Source organism: Pseudomonas sp. Van50 (assembly GCF_055390755.1).
On sequence record NZ_AP024343.1, the window covers coordinates 6,191,240 to 6,208,978 of the forward strand.

Genomic DNA, 17,739 nt, shown 5'->3' on the forward strand with positions numbered 1-17,739 from the left:
ATCTCTAGCATAGCCGCTGATGGCCAATTTGCACCATTGAAATTTTTCCTACTGAAGGCTCTAGAACGGGCGTTTCAGAGCAAAGCATTGAGATAGAGCTGTTGCTTTGGTCAGACAGGAATCTTGAACGATGACTCACCGTGGCGAGGGAGCTTGCTCCCGCTCGGGCGCAAAGCGGCCGCCTGTTATCGGGAGGCGCTTCGCACCTCAGCGGGAGCAAGCTCCCTCGCCACGATGAGCCGGGCCTTGCCATCACAGGCAGCGTACAAATCCTCTGACTCCCGCCACCGATAAAACAGGTTTGGTGGTAAGCTCGCGCACCATGAATATCTACAGCTCTCGCCCCGTTGTCCTCTGTCTCTCCGGCCACGACCCCAGTGGTGGCGCCGGTTTGCAGGCAGATATCGAAGCCCTGCTCGCCCAGGGCTGCCATGCCGCCCCGGCCGTTACCGCATTGACCGTGCAAGACACCGTCAATGTCAGCGATTTCCGCGTGCTCGATCGCGAGTGGGTGCTGGCGCAAGCCAATGCCGTGCTCAACGATTCGCCGGTCGCGGCGGTCAAGCTGGGGATGCTCGGCTCACTGGAAATGGTCGACACGGTGGTCGAACTGCTCCAGGCCCACCCGCATCTGCCGATGGTCTGCGACCCGGTGCTGCGCGCCGGCGGTGGCGGGCGCCTGGGCAAGGATGAAGTCGGCTACGCCATGCGCGAACGCCTGCTGCCCCTGGCCATCATCGCCACCCCCAACCTGCCTGAAGCACGCATCCTCGCCGAACTGCCCGAGGGCAGCGCCGACGAGTGCGCGGAAAAACTGCTGCCCTTCGTCAAACACCTGTTGATCACCGGCGGTCACGGCGACGAACATGAAGTCCATAATCGCCTGTACAGCCGCGATGGCCGCCGCGAAACCTTTACCTGCCAGCGCTTGCCCGGCAGCTACCACGGTTCCGGCTGCACCCTGGCCAGCGCCCTGGCCGGTCGGCTGGCCCAGGGCGAACAGCTCGCCAGCGCCGTCAAGACAGCACTGGATTACACCTGGCGCACCTTGCGCGATGCCGAACAACTGGGCAAAGGCCAGTTCGTGCCGCGTCGCCTGCCGCTGGATTTCTGCTCGTAGCACCGGAGGCCTGTGGAATGAAATTACGTGGCCTGTACGCCATCACCGATAGCCAATTGCTGGCCGGCAAGTTCCTCGCTTATGTAGAAGCAGCACTGGAAGGTGGCGTGACCCTGCTGCAATACCGCGACAAGAGCAGTGACGAAGCCCGCCGCCTGCGCGAGGCCGAAGCCCTGCGCAACCTGTGCGAGCGCTACAAGACCCAGCTGATCATCAACGACGACGCCGAACTGGCCGCGCGCCTGGGCGTCGGCGTGCACCTGGGCCAGACCGATGGCCCGCTGGCGCCGGTGCGGGCGCTGCTCGGGCACAAGGCGATCGTCGGCGCCACCTGCCACGCCAGCCTGGCCCTGGCCGAGCAGGCCGCCAGCGAAGGCGCCAGTTATGTCGCGTTCGGGCGCTTCTTCAACTCCAACACCAAGCCCGGCGCCCCCAGCGCAAACCTTGAACTGCTCGAACAGGCGCGCATCAAGCTGCATATTCCGGTGTGCGCCATCGGCGGCATCACCCTGGAGAACGCCGCCCCGCTGGTGGCCCACGGGGTCGACCTGCTGGCGGTGGTCCACGGCCTGTTCGGCGCCGACAGCAGCGCTGAAGTGACGCGCCGCGCCCGCGCCTTCAACGAGCTGCTGCAGATCAAATAGTCCATTTTCGTTTTCGAGAGCCCAACCATGTCCCGTTCCGAAACCCTGTTTGCCAACGCCCAGAAACACATCCCCGGCGGCGTGAACTCGCCTGTCCGTGCGTTCAAGAGCGTCGGCGGCACCCCGCTGTTCTTCAAGCACGCCGAAGGCGCGTACGTCACCGACGAAGACGACAAGCGCTATGTGGACTACGTCGGTTCCTGGGGCCCGATGATCCTCGGCCACAGCCATCCGGACGTGCTGGATGCGGTGCGCAAGCAATTGGTCCACGGCCTGTCCTACGGCGCCCCGACCGCGATGGAGACCGAGATGGCCGACCTGGTCTGCTCGATCGTGCCATCGATGGAAATGGTGCGCATGGTCAGCTCCGGCACCGAGGCGACCATGAGTGCGATCCGCCTGGCGCGGGGCTACACCGGACGCGACAGCATCATCAAGTTCGAAGGCTGCTACCACGGCCACTCCGACAGCCTGCTGGTCAAGGCCGGTTCCGGCGCACTGACCCAGGGCGTGCCGAGCTCGGCCGGCGTGCCGGCGGCGTTCGCCAAACACACCCTGACCCTGCCGTTCAACGACCTCGAAGAAGTCGAGAAGATGCTCGGCGAAGTCGGCCAGGAAGTGGCCTGCATCATCGTCGAGCCGGTGGCCGGCAACATGAACTGCGTGCCGCCGGCGCCGGGTTTCCTCGAAGGCCTGCGCGGCCTGTGCGACCAGCATGGCGTGGTGTTGATTTTCGATGAAGTGATGACCGGCTTCCGCGTCGCCCTCGGCGGCGCCCAGGCCCATTACGGCGTCACGCCGGACCTGAGCACCTTCGGCAAGATCATCGGCGGCGGCATGCCGGTCGGTTGCTTCGGTGGCAAGCGCGCCATCATGGAATGCATCGCGCCGCTGGGCCCGGTCTACCAGGCCGGCACGCTGTCGGGCAACCCGTTGGCCATGGCCGCCGGCCTGACCACCCTGCGCCTGATCAGCCGCCCGGGCTTCCACGCCGAACTGACCGACTACACCACTCGCCTGCTCGACGGCCTGCAGATCCGCGCCGATGCGGCGGGTATCCCCTTCGTGACCACCCAGGCCGGCGGCATGTTTGGCCTGTATTTCAGTGGCGCCGATGACATCGTCACCTTCGAAGACGTCATGGCCAGCGATGCCGACCGCTTCAAGCGCTTCTTCCACCTGATGCTCGACGGCGGCGTGTACCTGGCCCCGAGTGCGTTCGAAGCCGGCTTCACCTCCATCGCCCATGGCGAGACCGAGCTGAAGATCACCCTCGATGCAGCCGAGCGGGCCTTCGCGGCACTGAAGTAAGCCTGTGGATAACTGACGCTGGCTGAAGCTGGCGTCAGTGATTGCTGACAACCTCCCGCCCTTTTCCTACGTATTTATGCCCGAAGCTGCTATTAGCATTCCCGTGCAGCAGAAAAACGAGTAAAGACTTTGTAAGGATGGCCCCGCTTATTTCATAATGCGCGCTTATTGGATCCCCCGGAGGGTCCGCGCGCCCCTCAGAGGTAAGTCGATTCCCATGAACCGCACCGGCCGCACCCTTGCCTTGGGCTGCCTGTTGCTCCTTCAGCCGCTGCTGGCGAATGCACAGGCAGGCGGCAACTCGTTGTTGATCCCGGCGCTGGGCCGTTGCACGCTCAATACCCAGCCACAAGATCTCGCACCGGCACTCGACGCCTGTCAAAAAGCGGCGGACGCAGGCGATGCACAAGCGCAATACGAGTTGGGCGAGTTCTACTACGAAGGCAAGGCTGCACCCCGCGACCTCAAGCAAGCCCTCAACTACTTCGAAAAAGCCTCGCTGCAAGGCCATGCCCAGGCGCAATTCAAGCTCGGCGGCATGTTCTTCCATGGCGAAGGCGTTCCAGCCAACAACGTCCAGGCCTACATCGTCTTGAAGATGGCCGCGGTCAACGGCGCCGAAGAAGCCCTGGACACCGCCGACGAAGTCGCCGAGCAGATGCCCCGCGACGAGCTGGAAGTGGCGACCCAGGTGCTGGGCCAGATCTTTCGCAAATACCTGATGGAATTGCAGAACGCCGATGGGCGTACGCCTTTTTCACCGCTGCCCTGACTATTGCTTCGGCCTTGATGGCCTAATCGCGAGCAAGCTCGCTCCCACATGGGTTCTCTGTGCGCACAAGTTTGCGAGCATCGACAATCCAGTGTGGGAGCGAGCTTGCTCGCGATTGGGAGCACCTCGGTCTTGAGTCTTACTTCTCAGGCATCGGCATCGGAAACGGCATCACGTTGCCAACCGCGCCGCGGGCTTCGCTGATTTTCGGCGTGCCCAGGCGTTCGACTTCGTCGATGCGCACGATCGAATGCATCGGCACGAAACTGCGCACCACGCCTTCGAACTGCGCCTTGAGCTTTTCTTCGCTCGGATCGACGACCACTTGCGTGCGCTCGCCAAAGACGAACTCTTCCACTTCCAGGAAGCCCCACAGATCACTTTGATAGATCTGCTTGGCGTACATTTCGAACACCTGGCCCTGGTTAAGGAAAATCACCTTGTAGATTGGAGCTTCACGTTTGGTCATGGCTGGCGAAACACATCGGCGGGTAAAAATGAGGGCGCGAACTATAGCATAGCCACTGCTCGCACAGCGGTAGGAACCGGGGGACTTGTTCCCTATAATGCGCGGTTCTTTGAATCACGTGATGACTCCGTCCATGGCCAAGAAGCTTTACATCGAAACCCACGGTTGCCAGATGAACGAGTACGACAGCTCGCGCATGGTCGATCTGCTGGGTGAACACCAGGCCCTGGAAGTCACCGCCCGCGCCGAAGACGCGGACGTGATCCTGCTCAATACCTGCTCGATTCGCGAACGCGCCCAGGACCGGGTGTATTCCCAGCTCGGCCGCTGGCGCGAGCTGAAGCTGGCCAACCCGGAAATGGTCATCGCCGTGGGCGGTTGCGTGGCCAGCCAGGAAGGCGCGGCCATTCGTGATCGTGCCCCGTACGTGGACGTGGTCTTCGGCCCGCAGACCTTGCACCGTCTGCCGGAGATGATCGACGCCGCGCGCGCGACCAAGCTGCCGCAAGTGGATGTCTCGTTTCCGGAAATCGAAAAGTTCGACCACCTGCCCGAACCGCGCATCGACGGCCCGAGCGCCTATGTGTCGGTGATGGAAGGCTGCAGCAAGTACTGCACGTTCTGCGTGGTGCCCTATACCCGCGGCGAAGAAGTCAGCCGACCGTTCGACGACGTGATCGCCGAGATCATCCACCTGGCCGAAAACGGCGTGCGCGAAGTGACCCTGCTGGGGCAGAACGTCAACGGCTATCGCGGCCTGACCCATGACGGGCGCCTGGCGGACCTCGCCGAGCTGATCCGCGTGGTGGCGGCGGTGGACGGCATCGACCGCATCCGCTACACCACGTCCCATCCGCTGGAGTTCTCCGACAGCCTGATCCAGGCCCACGCCGAGGTTCCCGAGCTGGTCAAGCACCTGCACTTGCCGGTGCAATCGGGTTCCGACCGGATCCTCGCGGCCATGAAGCGCAACCACACGGCACTGGAGTACAAATCCAAGCTGCGCAAGTTGCGTGCGGCAGTGCCGGGCATCTGCATCAGCTCGGACTTTATCGTCGGTTTCCCCGGTGAAACCGAGAAAGACTTCCAGCAGACCATGAAGCTGATCGAAGACGTGGGCTTCGACTTCTCCTATTCCTTCGTCTACAGCCAGCGCCCTGGCACCCCGGCGGCCGACCTGGCGGACGACACCCCGGAAGAACTGAAAAAAGAACGGCTCAACGCCTTGCAGCATCGCCTCAACCAGCAAGGCTTCGAGATCAGCCGACAAATGGTCGGTTCCGTCCAGCGGATTCTGGTGACCGATTATTCGAAAAAAGACCCCGGCGAGCTGCAAGGACGTACCGAAAACAACCGCATCGTCAATTTCCGCTGCGACACCCCGGCCCTGATCGGCCAGTTCGCCGATGTGCACATCGACGCCGCGCAACCGCACTCCCTGCGGGGTTCACTGATCCAGTAACCCCACACTTCCTGTGGGAGCGAGCTTGCTCGCGATAGCGGCATGGCAGTCAATTCTCATGTTGAATGTGAGGCCCCCATCGCGAGCAAGCTCGCTCCCACAGTGAATCGTGCCAAGCCTTGTGATCGGATTCGCCTGTTTAAGAGCTTTCGCACCCAGCCTACTGGCGCTATCCTTGGTTTCATCTCAATTGCCCCTGGGCGGCTAAAAACGACCTTGAACGCACCCATCGAACCACATCGCTTTATTCTCGAGCCCTTTGAGGCTCGCCGCTTCGCCAATCTGTGCGGGCAATTCGACGAGCACCTGCGCTTGATCGAACAGCGCCTGGCCATCGAGATCCGCAACCGCGGAAACCAGTTCGAGCTGATCGGCGAACCCAAGCACACCACCTCCGCGGAAAACCTGCTGCGCCGTCTCTACCGGGAAACCAAGGGGAGCGAGCTGTCGCCGGATACGGTCCACCTGTTCCTGCAGGAATCGGCTGTCGAAGAACTCGACAACCACGCCCCGTCGGAACCTGCCGTGGCCCTGCGCACGAAAAAAGGCATGATTCGCCCGCGCGGCTTGAATCAGCAGCGCTACGTGAAGGAAATCCTGGGCAACGACATCAACTTCGGCATCGGCCCGGCCGGTACCGGCAAGACCTACCTGGCCGTGGCCTGCGCCGTCGATGCGCTGGAGCGCGAACAGGTACGGCGCATCCTGCTGGTGCGACCGGCGGTCGAAGCGGGTGAAAAACTCGGCTTCCTGCCCGGCGACCTGGCCCAGAAGATCGACCCGTACCTGCGCCCGCTCTATGACGCGCTGTATGAAATGCTCGGCTTCGAATACGTCGCCAAGCTGATCGAGCGCCAGGTCATCGAGGTCGCGCCGCTGGCCTACATGCGCGGTCGTACCCTGAACAACAGCTTCATCATCCTCGACGAAAGCCAGAACACCACGGTCGAGCAGATGAAAATGTTCCTGACCCGGATCGGCTTCGGCTCCACCGCCGTCATCACCGGGGACATCACCCAGGTCGACCTGCCCCGTGGCACCAAGTCCGGGCTGAACCATGTGATCCAGGTCCTCAAGGACGTGCCAGGCATCAGCTTCACGCACTTCATGCCCAAGGACGTCGTGCGCCATCCGTTGGTCCAGCGCATTGTCGAAGCCTACGAGCGCTTCGAGAATCGCGAGGCCGACGACACGACCGAAGGCAAAGGCAATCGCCACAATGCTTGAACTCGACCTGCAAGTGGCCTGCGAACACGCCGCCCCCAGCGAAGCCCAGTTCCGCCAATGGTGCGAACTGGCCCTGCGCCAGCGCAGCGCCGACTCGGAGCTGACGATCCGCCTGGTGGACGAGCCCGAAGGCCGCGAGCTGAACCATACCTGGCGGCAGAAAGACTACGCCACCAACGTGCTGTCGTTCCCCGCCGACGTTCCCGACGAGCTGCTCGACATCCCGCTGCTGGGCGACCTGGTGATCTGCGTCCCGGTGGTGGAGCGTGAAGCGGCGGAACAAGACAAGACCCCCGAGGCCCACTGGGCCCATCTGGTGATTCACGGCTGCTTGCATCTACTGGGTTACGACCATATAGAAGATGACGAAGCCGAAGAAATGGAAGCACTGGAACGAACGTTGCTTGCAGAGCTGGGTCATCCCGACCCCTACGCCGGCGACGAACACTGATACATCAACTGTAACGACAAAGGATTCAGAGTAATCGCTATGAGCGAAGATCGATCGAGCAACGGGCAGAAGTCATGGCTGGGCAAGCTCACCCAGGCTTTTGCCCATGAGCCGAAAAACCGCCAGGAGCTGCTGGAGCTGCTGCGCGATGCACACCAGAACAAACTGCTGGACAGCGAAGCGCTGGCCATCGTCGAAGGCGCCATCCAGGTCGCTGACCTGCAAGTGCGGGACATCATGGTCCCGCGCTCGCAAATGGTCAGCATCAAGGCGACCCAGACCCCGCGTGAATTCCTGCCCGCCGTGGTCGACTCCGCTCACTCGCGCTACCCGGTCGTTGGCGAGAGCCATGACGACGTCATGGGCGTACTGCTGGCCAAGGACCTGCTGCCGCTGATCCTTCAGGAGAACGGCGACAGCTTCAACATCAAGGACCTGCTGCGCCCGGCCACCTTCGTGCCCGAGTCCAAGCGCCTGAACGTGCTGCTGCGGGAATTCCGCGCCAACCACAACCACATGGCCATCGTCATCGACGAATACGGCGGCGTGGCCGGCCTGGTCACCATCGAAGACGTCCTCGAGCAGATCGTCGGCGACATCGAGGACGAGCACGATGTCGAGGAAGACAGCTACATCAAGCCACTGCCCAGCGGTGACTTCCTGATCAAGGCCCTGACGCCGATCGAGAACTTCAACGAATTCTTCGACAGCCAATTCTCCGACGATGAGTTCGACACCGTCGGCGGCCTGGTGATGAGTGCTTTCGGGCACCTGCCCAAGCGCAACGAAACCACGGAAATCGGCTCCTGGCGCTTCCGCATCCTCAATGCCGACAGCCGCCGGATTCACCTGCTGCGCCTGTCCCCCATTGGCCGATAACCCCTGCGAGACCCGCTAAGGATATACATGCGCTGGATAACCCGCCCCGGCTGGCCCGGTAACCTGCTGGCCGTGGCGGCCGGTGCGATCACCACCCTGGCCCTGGCACCGTTCGACCTCTGGCCGCTGGCATTGCTGGCGGTCGGCTTGTTCTATGCCGGGCTGCGCGAGCTTTCGCCACGCCAGGCCCTGGGCCGTGGCTGGTGTTTCGGTTTTGGCCTGTTTGGCGCCGGCACCAGTTGGATCTACGTCAGCATCCATAACTTCGGCGGAGCCTCGGTGCTGCTCGCCGGGCTGTTGATGCTGCTGTTCATCGCCGCCATCGCCTGGTTCTTCGCCCTGCCCGCCTGGCTGTGGGCGCGCTGGCTGCGCCGCAACGAGGCGCCCTTGGCCGATGCCCTGGCATTCGCCGCGCTGTGGTTGGGCCAGGAAGCCTTCCGCGGCTGGTTCCTCACCGGGTTCCCGTGGCTGTATTCCGGTTACAGCCAGCTCGACGGCCCCCTGGCCGGCCTCGCGCCGCTGGGCGGGATGTGGCTTATCTCCTTCACCCTGGCCCTGACCGCCGCGCTGCTGTACAACGCGCCGCGGCTGATCCGCGGTGCCCGCAAAGGTTTTATTGCCGCGGGCGTGCTGCTGTTGATCGGTCCGTGGGTGGCCGGCATGGCACTCAAGGGGCATGCCTGGACCAGCCCCTCGGGCGATCCGCTGAGCGTCGCGGCGATCCAGGGCAACATCGAACAAAGCATGAAGTGGGACCCCGAGCAGCTCAACGCGCAGCTGGCGCTGTACCGCGACATGAGCTTCGCCTCCAAGCGCGTCGACCTGCTGATCTGGCCGGAAACCGCGGTGCCGGTGCTCAAGGAGTCCGCCCAGGGCTACCTGGACATGATGGGCAACTTCGCTGCCGAGCGGCAGTCGGCGCTGATTACCGGCGTGCCGATTCGGCAACTGGTGCATCACGAGAAGCGTTACTACAACGGCATCACCGTGACCGGCGAAGGTGACGGTACCTACCTGAAGCAAAAACTCGTGCCGTTTGGCGAATACGTGCCGCTACAGGACATCCTGCGCGGCCTGATCGCCTTCTTCGACCTGCCCATGTCGGACTTCGCCCGGGGCCCGGCCGACCAGCCGTTGCTGCAAGCCAAGGGTTACCAGATCGCCCCGTTCATCTGCTATGAAGTGGTCTACCCGGAGTTCGCCGCCAGCCTCTCGGCGCGCAGCGACCTGCTGCTGACCATCAGCAACGACACCTGGTTCGGCACCTCGATCGGCCCGCTGCAACACCTGCAAATGGCCCAGATGCGCGCCCTGGAAGCCGGCCGCTGGATGATCCGCGCCACCAACAACGGCGTGACCGGCCTGATCAACCCCTTTGGCCAGATCACCACGCAGATCCCGCAATTCGAGCGCGGCATCCTCTACGGCGAAGTGGTGCCGATGCACAACCTGACCCCGTACCTGCAATGGCGCTCGTGGCCGCTGATCATTTTGTGCGTGTTGCTGCTGGGCTGGGCATTGGTGGCGAGCCGGATGGCCAAGACGGTTTAAAGCCTTCTGGAAGCACTTGTGGCGAGGGAGCTTGCTCCCGCTGGAGTGCGAAGCGCTCCCAGAAATTTTGGGGCCGCTGCGAAGCCCAGCGGGAGCAAGCTCCCTCGCCACAACTATGTTCAGCCCACACATTTCGTATGCTCAGCGATAGAACAACCAATACCCCACCAACCCCATCGCCTCATTCATCAACTGCCCGGACTGCCAGATCGACTTGAACTCCGGCATCCAGCCACCCAATGGCCGGGCGTTGTCCGGGCCCAGGAAGCCGACAGGCGCCGGCACCACTTCAAATCCTGACCGCTCGAAACTCCAGACCGCACGCGGCATGTGCCAGGCCTGGGTGACCACCACAATGCGCTTTATGTTTTCCGGCAGCAGGATCTCGGCACTCATCTGGGCGTTTTCCCAGGTCGTGCGGCTGCGCTCTTCCTGCCAGCGAACGGTGACGCCAAAGTCGTCCCGCATCGAATCGGCCATCAACTTCGCTTCACTGGGTGGGGTGCCATAGTGCAAGCCACCGGTCGTCAGCACGGGCAAGCCCGACGCCTTGGCCAGTCGCGCCGCATAACGCTGGCGTTCGAGGCCGACACCGGTGGGCTGGTCGGAACCCCAGGCCAGGTCACCGCGCTCGCGACCGGAACCCAGCACCACGATGGCGTCGGCACGCTGGGCCAGGGTCGCCCATTCACTGCGCAACAACGGCGGTTCACGCTCCAGTGCCTTGGCGCTCCACTGCACCACCACCGGCAGACTCATCAGCCAGAAGCCGCCCAGGCCCACGGCGAAACACAGGCGAGCCAGGCGCGGCCGCGAATGACGCCACCACCAGGCAAGCGCCAACAACAGCAAAAGAATGCCGGGCGGCAATAAAAGTTGTTTGATGAAATAGCGAAACGGCATCGGGCATCTCCATAGATGCCCGAAGCCTAGGTGGGTTGACGCAAAGCGACAACAGATTCGAAAAAACCTTGAATCAAAAAAAGCGAAACGCGTGAATCCGGCGTTACTTGAACTGCAGTGACCGGACCTTTACAGCATCCTTGTCAGGCGTCCGGTCCTTGAGCCATACAACCTTGGCCGAACGGGGCGCCTCGAGACGCTTGAGTACCTGGGCCCCACTGGCGGGGGTTGATGTCCGGCCTGTTCGAGGTAAGCCTCGACCAGTTCGAACTCTGCGGGGCTCAAGCCACGCAGCTCCAGCTCTACCGGACGCTCATCCCGCAAGCGGCCGGCGGTTCTTGCAGCGTCCAGGGCCACCCCGAGACGATCGATCAGTTTTTCATACAACTCAGGTGTAGCGACTTTTCGTTGTGATTCAACCATCCCTCACCTCATTGAAGATAAGACTCACTCCCCATTGAGAAGCTTAGCTTCGCTGGGCAAACCGGCAGGGCGCCGCGACCAACGGCCCTGAACACGGGTTCTCGCCGGCGATCGTCGATGGCCAGCACGCAATCAGGGTTTCCCTCGGTAGAGCGCGGTCATGTATGCTACGGCGCTTCCTGTAACTCCACTTCCAGCTTGGCTGGGCATCGAAAACGCCGCATTCGGCGTCGTCTGCGTCCAGCATCGCCACGAAGAGGATTGGGCCACCCCATTCAGTACAAAAGTAGCCATGCACGAACACTACCAGCCCCGTGAAATCGAAGCCGCCGCCCAGTCGTTCTGGGACGAGCAAAAGTCCTTTGAAGTCAGTGAACAGCCAGGCAAGGAGACTTACTACTGCCTGTCGATGTTCCCTTACCCCAGCGGCAAGCTACACATGGGGCACGTGCGCAACTACACCATCGGCGACGTGATCTCCCGCTACCAGCGCATGCAAGGCAAGAACGTCCTGCAACCCATGGGTTGGGACGCCTTCGGCATGCCGGCGGAAAACGCCGCGATGAAGAACAACGTGGCCCCCGCCAAGTGGACCTACGAAAACATCGCCTACATGAAGACCCAGCTGCGCAGCCTGGGCCTGGCGGTGGACTGGTCCCGCGAAGTGACCACCTGCAAGCCGGACTACTACCGCTGGGAACAATGGCTGTTCACTCGCCTGTTCGAAAAAGGCGTGATCTACCGCAAGAACGGCACCGTGAACTGGGACCCGGTGGACCAGACCGTACTGGCCAACGAACAAGTGATCGACGGTCGCGGCTGGCGCTCCGGCGCGCTGATCGAAAAGCGCGAGATCCCGATGTACTACTTCAAGATCACCGCCTATGCGGATGAACTCCTGGAGAGTCTCGACGAGCTGACCGGTTGGCCCGAGCAGGTCAAGACCATGCAGCGCAACTGGATCGGCAAGTCCCGGGGCATGGAAGTGCAGTTCCCGTATGACGTCGCCTCCATTGGCGAAGCCGGCACCCTGAAAGTCTTCACCACCCGTCCGGACACGCTGATGGGCGCCACCTATGTGGCCGTGGCCGCCGAGCATCCGCTGGCCACCCTGGCGGCACAGAACAACCCCGAGCTGCAGGCGTTCATCGCCGAATGCAAGGGCGGCAGCGTCGCCGAAGCCGATGTCGCCACTCAAGAGAAGAAAGGCCTGGCGACGTCGTTGTTCGTCGAGCACCCGCTCACCGGCGAGAAGCTGCCGGTGTGGGTCGCCAACTACGTGCTGATGCACTACGGCGACGGCGCGGTGATGGCCGTGCCGGCCCACGACGAGCGTGATTTCGAATTCGCCCACAAGTACAACCTGCCGGTCAAAGCGGTCGTGCGCACCAGCGCCGGCGACCAGACTCCGACACCTTGGCAGGACGCCTATGGCGAACACGGCGAACTGATCAACTCCGGCGAGTTCAACGGCCTGGACTTCCCAGGTGCATTCGATGCCATCGAAGTCGCCCTGATCAAGAAGAACCTCGGTGCCTCGCGCACCCAGTTCCGCCTGCGGGACTGGGGCATCAGCCGCCAGCGCTACTGGGGCTGCCCGATCCCGATCGTGCATTGCGACACCTGCGGTGACGTACCGGTGCCGGAAGACCAGTTGCCCGTGGTCCTGCCAGAAGACGTCGTACCCGACGGCGCCGGCTCGCCCCTGGCACGCATGCCCGAGTTCTACGAGTGCAGCTGCCCGAAATGCGGCGCACCGGCCAAGCGTGAAACCGACACCATGGACACCTTCGTCGAGTCCTCCTGGTATTACGCGCGCTACGCCTCGCCGCACTATGAAGGCGGCCTGGTGGAAAAATCCGCGGCCGACCACTGGTTGCCGGTGGACCAGTACATCGGCGGCATCGAACACGCCATTCTCCACCTGCTCTACGCACGCTTCTTCCACAAGCTGATGCGTGACGAAGGCCTGGTGAGCTCCAACGAGCCGTTCAAGAACCTGCTGACCCAAGGCATGGTGATCGCCGAGACTTACTATCGTCGCGAAGCCAACGGTGCCTACACCTGGTTCAACCCGAGCGACGTCGAGCTCGAACGCGACAGCAAGGCCAAGGTCATCAGCGCCAAGCTGATCGCCGACGGCCTGCCGGTGGAAATCGGCGGCACCGAGAAAATGGCCAAGTCGAAGAACAACGGCGTCGACCCACAGTCGATGATCGACCAGTTCGGCGCGGACACCTGCCGCCTGTTCATGATGTTCGCCTCGCCACCTGACATGAGCGCGGAATGGTCCGACTCGGGCGTCGAGGGCTCGCACCGCTTCCTCAAGCGCGTCTGGCGCCTGGCCCAGGCCCACGTCACCCAGGGCCTGCCGGGCAAGCTGGACGTCGCCGGCCTGAACGACGAGCAGAAAGCCGTTCGTCGCTCGATTCACCTGGCCATCAAGCAGGCCAGCCATGACGTCGGCCAGAACCACAAATTCAACACCGCCATCGCCCAGGTGATGACGCTGATGAACGTACTGGAAAAAGCCGCGCAAGGCACCGAGCAGGATCGCGCACTGATTCACGAAGGCCTGGAAGCCGTGACGCTGCTGCTGGCGCCGATCACCCCGCACATCAGCCACGAGCTGTGGAATCAACTGGGTCACGCCGACCCGGTGATTGACGCTCGCTGGCCGGTGGTGGACGAAACCGCGCTGGTGCAGGACAGCCTGACCCTGGTCATCCAGGTCAACGGCAAGCTGCGCGGCCAGATCGAAATGCCGGCCGCCGCCACACGTGAAGAAGTCGAAGCCGCTGCGCGGGCCAATGAAAACGTGCTGCGCTTTGTCGATGGCCTGACGATTCGCAAAGTGATCGTCGTGCCCGGCAAGCTGGTCAACATCGTCGCAAGCTAATTGGATCGGGCGCGAGGCTCAAGCCTGGCGCCGAATACAACCTGCGGGGTCGCATGGTCGACCCCCATAGGGTTCAAGGGGAGCAACAAGATGATCAAACGTAATCTGCTGGTAGTGGGCCTGGCGGTCCTGTTGAGCGCCTGCGGCTTCCAACTGCGCGGCACCGGCACCACCGAGCTGGCAATCAAGGAACTGGACCTCAGCGCACGGGACGCCTATGGCGACACCGTCAAGTTGCTGCGCACCAGCCTGGAAAACAGCGGTGTGAAAGTCTACGGCGGGGCGCCGTACAAGCTGGTACTGACCCGTGAACAGCAAACCCAGCGCAGCCTGAGCTATGCCGGTGCCGGTCGGTCGGCCGAGTACGAACTGAACAACGTGCTGAGCTATGAGATCCGCGGCCAGAACGATCTGGTGTTGTTGGACGACAAGCTGCAAGTGCAGAAGGTCTACCTGCACGATGGCAACAACATCACCGGTTCCGACCAGGAGTCGAGCGAAGTGCGCGAAGAAATGCGTCGTGACCTCGTGCAACGCATGATGCTGCGCCTGCAACAGCTGAACCCGGCCCAACTGGACCAACTGCAACAGACCGCCGACGCCAAGGCCAAAGCCGAGGCCGAAGCCCTGGAAGCGGCGCGCAAGGCTGAAGCGGAAACCCCGCAACAGTCGCCGATGCAGATCCCGGCTGAATAAGCCTTGCGGGGCGCTCCGGCGCCCCGCTCGCTTTCTCTTATGAAGCTCGCTCCCGCCCAACTCGGCAAACACCTGCAAGGCGCCCTCGCGCCGGTCTACATCATCAGTGGCGATGACCCGCTGCTGTGCCAGGAAGCCGCCGACGCCATCCGCACTGCCGCACGCCAGCAAGGCTTCGATGAACGCCAGGTCTTCGCCGCCGACGCCAGTTTCGACTGGGGCACGCTGCTGCAGGCCGGGGCGAGCATGTCGTTGTTCGCCGAAAAACGCCTGCTGGAACTGCGCTTGCCCTCCGGTAAACCCGGGGACAAGGGCGCCGCTGCGCTGATCGAATATTGCTCACGCCCGGCCGAGGACACGGTGCTGCTCATCAGCTTGCCGAAACTCGACGGCAGCGCGCAGAAGACCAAATGGGGCAAGGCCTTGGTCGAGGGCCAGCAGACCCAGTTCGTGCAGATCTGGCCGGTGGATGTCAGCCAACTGCCCAGCTGGATCCGCCAACGCCTGTCCCAGGCCGGCCTCTCGGCCAGCCAGGACGCGGTGGAGCTGATTGCCGCCCGGGTCGAAGGCAACCTGCTGGCCGCCGCCCAGGAAATCGAAAAGCTCAAGCTGATGGCCGAAGGCGGGCAGATCACCGTAGAAACGGTACAGGCTGCCGTGGCCGACAGTGCGCGCTTCGATGTCTTCGGCCTGACCGATGCGATCCTCAACGGTGAAGCCGCCCATGCCCTGCGCATGCTCGAAGGCCTGCGGGGCGAAGGCGTCGAGCCGCCGGTGATCCTCTGGGCCCTGGCCCGGGAGTTGCGCCTGCTGGCCAACCTGTCCCTGCAGTACAGCCAGGGCGTACCGCTGGACAAGGCCTTCAGCCAGGCCCGCCCGCCCGTCTGGGACAAGCGCAAACCCCTGATGAGCAAGGCCCTGCAACGCTACTCCGCACCACGCTGGGCGCAATTGCTGCTCGAGGCCCAGCGCATCGATGCGCAGATCAAGGGCCAAGCCGCCGGCTCGCCATGGATGAGCCTGAGTCGGTTGTCGTTGTTGATGGCCGGTCAACGACTGGCGTTGCCTGCCGAGTAAACACACTCTTCAAGCCAGAGGGCTTTTGGTGGCGAGGGAGCTTGCTCCCGCTGGGGCGCGAAGCGGCCCTGTTTTTTTGGGTCTGCTTCGCAGCCCAGCGGGAGCAAGCTCCCTCGCCACAAAAGCGTTACTTCAGGCGACACTTCCTCTTGCATGCAGGGACTGGACAACACCCCAACTCTGTCCCATGATTTGCCCCGCAAAACCACCCCACGAGAGATCCCATCATGAGCAAAAAGCCATCCAGGCATGGCCCCAACAAGGCCAAGTCCATCGTCGCCCAGCCCCTGTTCCGCAGCCGCCAGGAACGACCCGCCAAGGGCAAAGGCAGCTACCGCCGCGAAGCCTTCCAGTCTGACAACTGGGAGGCTTCTTGCTTTCTGGCCGCTTGAAACACTCGGACAAGCCCTACGCCCCTTTCGCATGTTAAGGTCAGCACCTGATTTGTATTTCTGGACCCGTGCATGCCCTTCTGTCTTTCCCATCGTTGGCCACTGCGCCAAATGATTGTTGCCGCAAGCGTTGTCCTGCTTGTCGCCTGCGCCGAAAAACCTACCGCCGCCGACGCCCAACCGCTCCAGACCGTTCCCGCCGTGACCGCTCCGGCCATCGTGCCGCCCGTGGTGCCCACCGGCGATGACCTGGCCATTGCCCCTACCCAGACCTTCGCTGAATGGCAGGCCGGGTTTCGCAGGGAAGCCCTGGCCGCCGGGATCCGCGCCGATTTGTTCGACCGTGCGTTTGTCGGCGTCAGCCCGGACATGAGCGTGATCAAGGCCGACCGCAGCCAGCCGGAATTCACCCGCCCCGTGTGGGAATACCTCGATGGCGCGCTGTCGCCACTGCGGGTCAACAAAGGCAAGAGCCTGATCCAGCAGAACGCCCAGGTCCTGCAAAGCATCGAACAGCGTTATGGCGTCGATCGCGAAGCGCTGGTGGCGGTGTGGGGCATGGAGAGCAACTTTGGCCAGTTCCAGGGCAGCAAGTCGGTGATCAACTCCCTGGCAACCCTGGCCTACGAAGGACGACGCCCGGGCTTCGCCCATGCGCAATTGATCGCCGCGCTGCAAATCCTGCAACAGGGCGATATCACACCGGAAAAAATGCTCGGCTCCTGGGCCGGCGCCATGGGCCAGACCCAGTTCATTCCCACCACATATAACACCCACGCGGTGGATTTCGATGGCGACGGTCGCCGCGACATCTGGGGCAGCTCAACCGATGCCTTGGCTTCGACTGCGCATTACCTGCAAAGCTCCGGCTGGCAACGCGGCCAGCCGTGGGGGTTCGAGGTCAATCTCGCCGAGGGCTTCGACTACACCCTGGCCGATGGCACGATCCGCAAGCCCGTCTCCGAATGGATTCGGCTGGGCGTTTCAGAATATGGCGGCTTGCCGATCACCCCGGATGACAAGCAGCTATCGGCGTCCCTGCTCCTGCCAGCCGGCCATCGCGGCCCGGCGTTCCTGATCTTCGATAACTTCCGTGCCATCCTCAAGTACAACAACTCGTCGTCCTATGCCTTGGCGGTCGGGCTGTTGTCAAAGCGCTTCACCGACGGCGGGCTGGTCTACGGCCAGTGGCCCAAGGAAGACCTGCCCCTGAGCCGCAGCGAACGCATCGAATTGCAAACCCTGCTGGGCAAGCACAACTACGACGCGGGCAACCCCGACGGCATCATCGGCGCCAACACCCGCAAGGCCATCCGCAGCGCCCAGCAGTCGTTCGGCTGGCCGGCGGATGGGTATCCGACGCAGCAGTTGCTGGAGGCATTGCGTAGCCGCTGAATTGCCGTATGGCGGGCTACCGCCATCGCGAGCAAGCTCGCTCCCACAGGTGTTCCCAATCAACCTGC

Annotated in this window: 16 protein-coding genes and 1 pseudogene; 14 read left to right on the top strand and 3 right to left on the bottom strand. The window is 62.8% G+C overall.

Annotated features, from left to right (window positions below; translation table 11 throughout):
- Positions 1–322 precede the first annotated feature (322 nt).
- From ACZ5M5_RS26785 to ACZ5M5_RS26800, 4 genes are all read left to right on the top strand, one after another.
- Complete coding sequence (locus ACZ5M5_RS26785; protein ID WP_060740495.1) at positions 323–1,120, top strand: hydroxymethylpyrimidine/phosphomethylpyrimidine kinase; 798 nt, start codon at positions 323–325, stop codon at positions 1,118–1,120.
- Positions 1,121–1,137: 17 nt separating this feature from the next.
- Positions 1,138–1,764: a thiamine phosphate synthase gene (gene thiE, locus ACZ5M5_RS26790; protein WP_134925951.1), complete on the top strand. Its 627-nt coding sequence runs from the start codon at positions 1,138–1,140 to the stop codon at positions 1,762–1,764.
- A 27-nt stretch (positions 1,765–1,791) separates the two neighbouring features.
- A complete protein-coding gene (hemL, locus tag ACZ5M5_RS26795; RefSeq protein ID WP_464738205.1) occupies positions 1,792–3,075 on the top strand; it encodes a glutamate-1-semialdehyde 2,1-aminomutase in 1,284 nt (427 codons plus the stop codon).
- A gap of 217 nt (positions 3,076–3,292) precedes the next feature.
- Entirely contained in the window at positions 3,293–3,847 is a 555-nt protein-coding gene (locus tag ACZ5M5_RS26800) for a tetratricopeptide repeat protein (RefSeq protein WP_053188388.1), read from the top strand.
- Positions 3,848–3,986: 139 nt separating this feature from the next.
- Here ACZ5M5_RS26800 and ACZ5M5_RS26805 read toward each other — a convergent pair whose 3' ends face one another.
- The gene (locus ACZ5M5_RS26805) at positions 3,987–4,316 is read right to left on the bottom strand and encodes a DUF1820 family protein (protein ID WP_003185742.1); all 330 of its coding nucleotides are present in this window, start codon (positions 4,314–4,316) and stop codon (positions 3,987–3,989) included.
- Positions 4,317–4,449: 133 nt separating this feature from the next.
- On the opposite strand from ACZ5M5_RS26805, the gene miaB reads away from it, so the two are divergent.
- The 5 genes from miaB to lnt all read left to right on the top strand — a co-directional run bounded on the left by miaB (position 4,450) and on the right by lnt (position 9,886).
- Positions 4,450–5,778 carry a tRNA (N6-isopentenyl adenosine(37)-C2)-methylthiotransferase MiaB gene (gene miaB, locus ACZ5M5_RS26810; protein WP_060740492.1) on the top strand — a complete coding sequence of 443 codons (1,329 nt, stop codon included), beginning with the start codon at positions 4,450–4,452 and terminating at the stop codon, positions 5,776–5,778.
- A gap of 216 nt (positions 5,779–5,994) precedes the next feature.
- Positions 5,995–7,005: a PhoH family protein gene (locus ACZ5M5_RS26815; protein ID WP_060740491.1), complete on the top strand. Its 1,011-nt coding sequence runs from the start codon at positions 5,995–5,997 to the stop codon at positions 7,003–7,005.
- Positions 6,998–7,456 carry an rRNA maturation RNase YbeY gene (gene ybeY, locus ACZ5M5_RS26820; protein WP_003205868.1) on the top strand — a complete coding sequence of 153 codons (459 nt, stop codon included), beginning with the start codon at positions 6,998–7,000 and terminating at the stop codon, positions 7,454–7,456. The genes ACZ5M5_RS26815 and ybeY overlap by 8 nt, the downstream gene beginning before the upstream one ends.
- A 39-nt stretch (positions 7,457–7,495) precedes the next feature.
- Positions 7,496–8,335 (top strand): HlyC/CorC family transporter, encoded by an 840-nt coding sequence (locus ACZ5M5_RS26825; RefSeq protein ID WP_003205870.1) that lies wholly within the window; start codon positions 7,496–7,498, stop codon positions 8,333–8,335.
- A 27-nt stretch (positions 8,336–8,362) separates the two neighbouring features.
- Positions 8,363–9,886 carry an apolipoprotein N-acyltransferase gene (gene lnt, locus ACZ5M5_RS26830; protein WP_464738206.1) on the top strand — a complete coding sequence of 508 codons (1,524 nt, stop codon included), beginning with the start codon at positions 8,363–8,365 and terminating at the stop codon, positions 9,884–9,886.
- Positions 9,887–10,027: 141 nt separating this feature from the next.
- Here lnt and ACZ5M5_RS26835 read toward each other — a convergent pair whose 3' ends face one another.
- A complete protein-coding gene (locus tag ACZ5M5_RS26835; protein WP_103311293.1) occupies positions 10,028–10,789 on the bottom strand; it encodes a YdcF family protein in 762 nt (253 codons plus the stop codon).
- 103 nt (positions 10,790–10,892) lie between these two features.
- Positions 10,893–11,212 (bottom strand): annotated as a pseudogene (locus tag ACZ5M5_RS26840) (hypothetical protein).
- A gap of 292 nt (positions 11,213–11,504) precedes the next feature.
- On the opposite strand from ACZ5M5_RS26840, the gene leuS reads away from it, so the two are divergent.
- The 5 genes from leuS (at position 11,505) to ACZ5M5_RS26865 (ending at position 17,671) form a co-directional block, all read left to right on the top strand.
- Positions 11,505–14,111 (top strand): leucine--tRNA ligase, encoded by a 2,607-nt coding sequence (leuS, locus tag ACZ5M5_RS26845; protein ID WP_464738207.1) that lies wholly within the window; start codon positions 11,505–11,507, stop codon positions 14,109–14,111.
- Positions 14,112–14,201: 90 nt separating this feature from the next.
- Positions 14,202–14,807: an LPS-assembly lipoprotein LptE gene (locus ACZ5M5_RS26850; protein ID WP_060740486.1), complete on the top strand. Its 606-nt coding sequence runs from the start codon at positions 14,202–14,204 to the stop codon at positions 14,805–14,807.
- Between the two features lie 39 nt (positions 14,808–14,846).
- Positions 14,847–15,884, top strand: a complete 1,038-nt coding sequence (holA, locus tag ACZ5M5_RS26855; protein ID WP_060740485.1) for a DNA polymerase III subunit delta — start codon at positions 14,847–14,849, stop codon at positions 15,882–15,884.
- A gap of 227 nt (positions 15,885–16,111) precedes the next feature.
- Positions 16,112–16,276 (top strand): alternative ribosome rescue factor ArfA, encoded by a 165-nt coding sequence (gene arfA, locus ACZ5M5_RS26860; protein ID WP_030140368.1) that lies wholly within the window; start codon positions 16,112–16,114, stop codon positions 16,274–16,276.
- A 72-nt stretch (positions 16,277–16,348) separates the two neighbouring features.
- Positions 16,349–17,671: a lytic murein transglycosylase gene (locus tag ACZ5M5_RS26865; protein WP_060740484.1), complete on the top strand. Its 1,323-nt coding sequence runs from the start codon at positions 16,349–16,351 to the stop codon at positions 17,669–17,671.
- The last annotated feature ends 68 nt before the right edge of the window (positions 17,672–17,739 follow it).

Bases quoted from the DNA above. Each gene is read 5' to 3' on its own strand.
- ACZ5M5_RS26785 (WP_060740495.1), top strand. From the start codon at position 323: ATGAATATCTACAGCTCTCGCCCCGTTGTCCTCTGTCTCTCCGGCCAC.
- thiE (WP_134925951.1), top strand. From the start codon at position 1,138: ATGAAATTACGTGGCCTGTACGCCATCACCGATAGCCAATTGCTGGCC.
- hemL (WP_464738205.1), top strand. From the start codon at position 1,792: ATGTCCCGTTCCGAAACCCTGTTTGCCAACGCCCAGAAACACATCCCC.
- ACZ5M5_RS26800 (WP_053188388.1), top strand. From the start codon at position 3,293: ATGAACCGCACCGGCCGCACCCTTGCCTTGGGCTGCCTGTTGCTCCTT.
- ACZ5M5_RS26805 (WP_003185742.1), bottom strand. From the start codon at position 4,316: ATGACCAAACGTGAAGCTCCAATCTACAAGGTGATTTTCCTTAACCAG.
- miaB (WP_060740492.1), top strand. From the start codon at position 4,450: ATGGCCAAGAAGCTTTACATCGAAACCCACGGTTGCCAGATGAACGAG.
- ybeY (WP_003205868.1), top strand. From the start codon at position 6,998: ATGCTTGAACTCGACCTGCAAGTGGCCTGCGAACACGCCGCCCCCAGC.
- ACZ5M5_RS26825 (WP_003205870.1), top strand. From the start codon at position 7,496: ATGAGCGAAGATCGATCGAGCAACGGGCAGAAGTCATGGCTGGGCAAG.
- lnt (WP_464738206.1), top strand. From the start codon at position 8,363: ATGCGCTGGATAACCCGCCCCGGCTGGCCCGGTAACCTGCTGGCCGTG.
- ACZ5M5_RS26835 (WP_103311293.1), bottom strand. From the start codon at position 10,789: ATGCCGTTTCGCTATTTCATCAAACAACTTTTATTGCCGCCCGGCATT.
- leuS (WP_464738207.1), top strand. From the start codon at position 11,505: ATGCACGAACACTACCAGCCCCGTGAAATCGAAGCCGCCGCCCAGTCG.
- ACZ5M5_RS26850 (WP_060740486.1), top strand. From the start codon at position 14,202: ATGATCAAACGTAATCTGCTGGTAGTGGGCCTGGCGGTCCTGTTGAGC.
- holA (WP_060740485.1), top strand. From the start codon at position 14,847: ATGAAGCTCGCTCCCGCCCAACTCGGCAAACACCTGCAAGGCGCCCTC.
- arfA (WP_030140368.1), top strand. From the start codon at position 16,112: ATGAGCAAAAAGCCATCCAGGCATGGCCCCAACAAGGCCAAGTCCATC.
- ACZ5M5_RS26865 (WP_060740484.1), top strand. From the start codon at position 16,349: ATGCCCTTCTGTCTTTCCCATCGTTGGCCACTGCGCCAAATGATTGTT.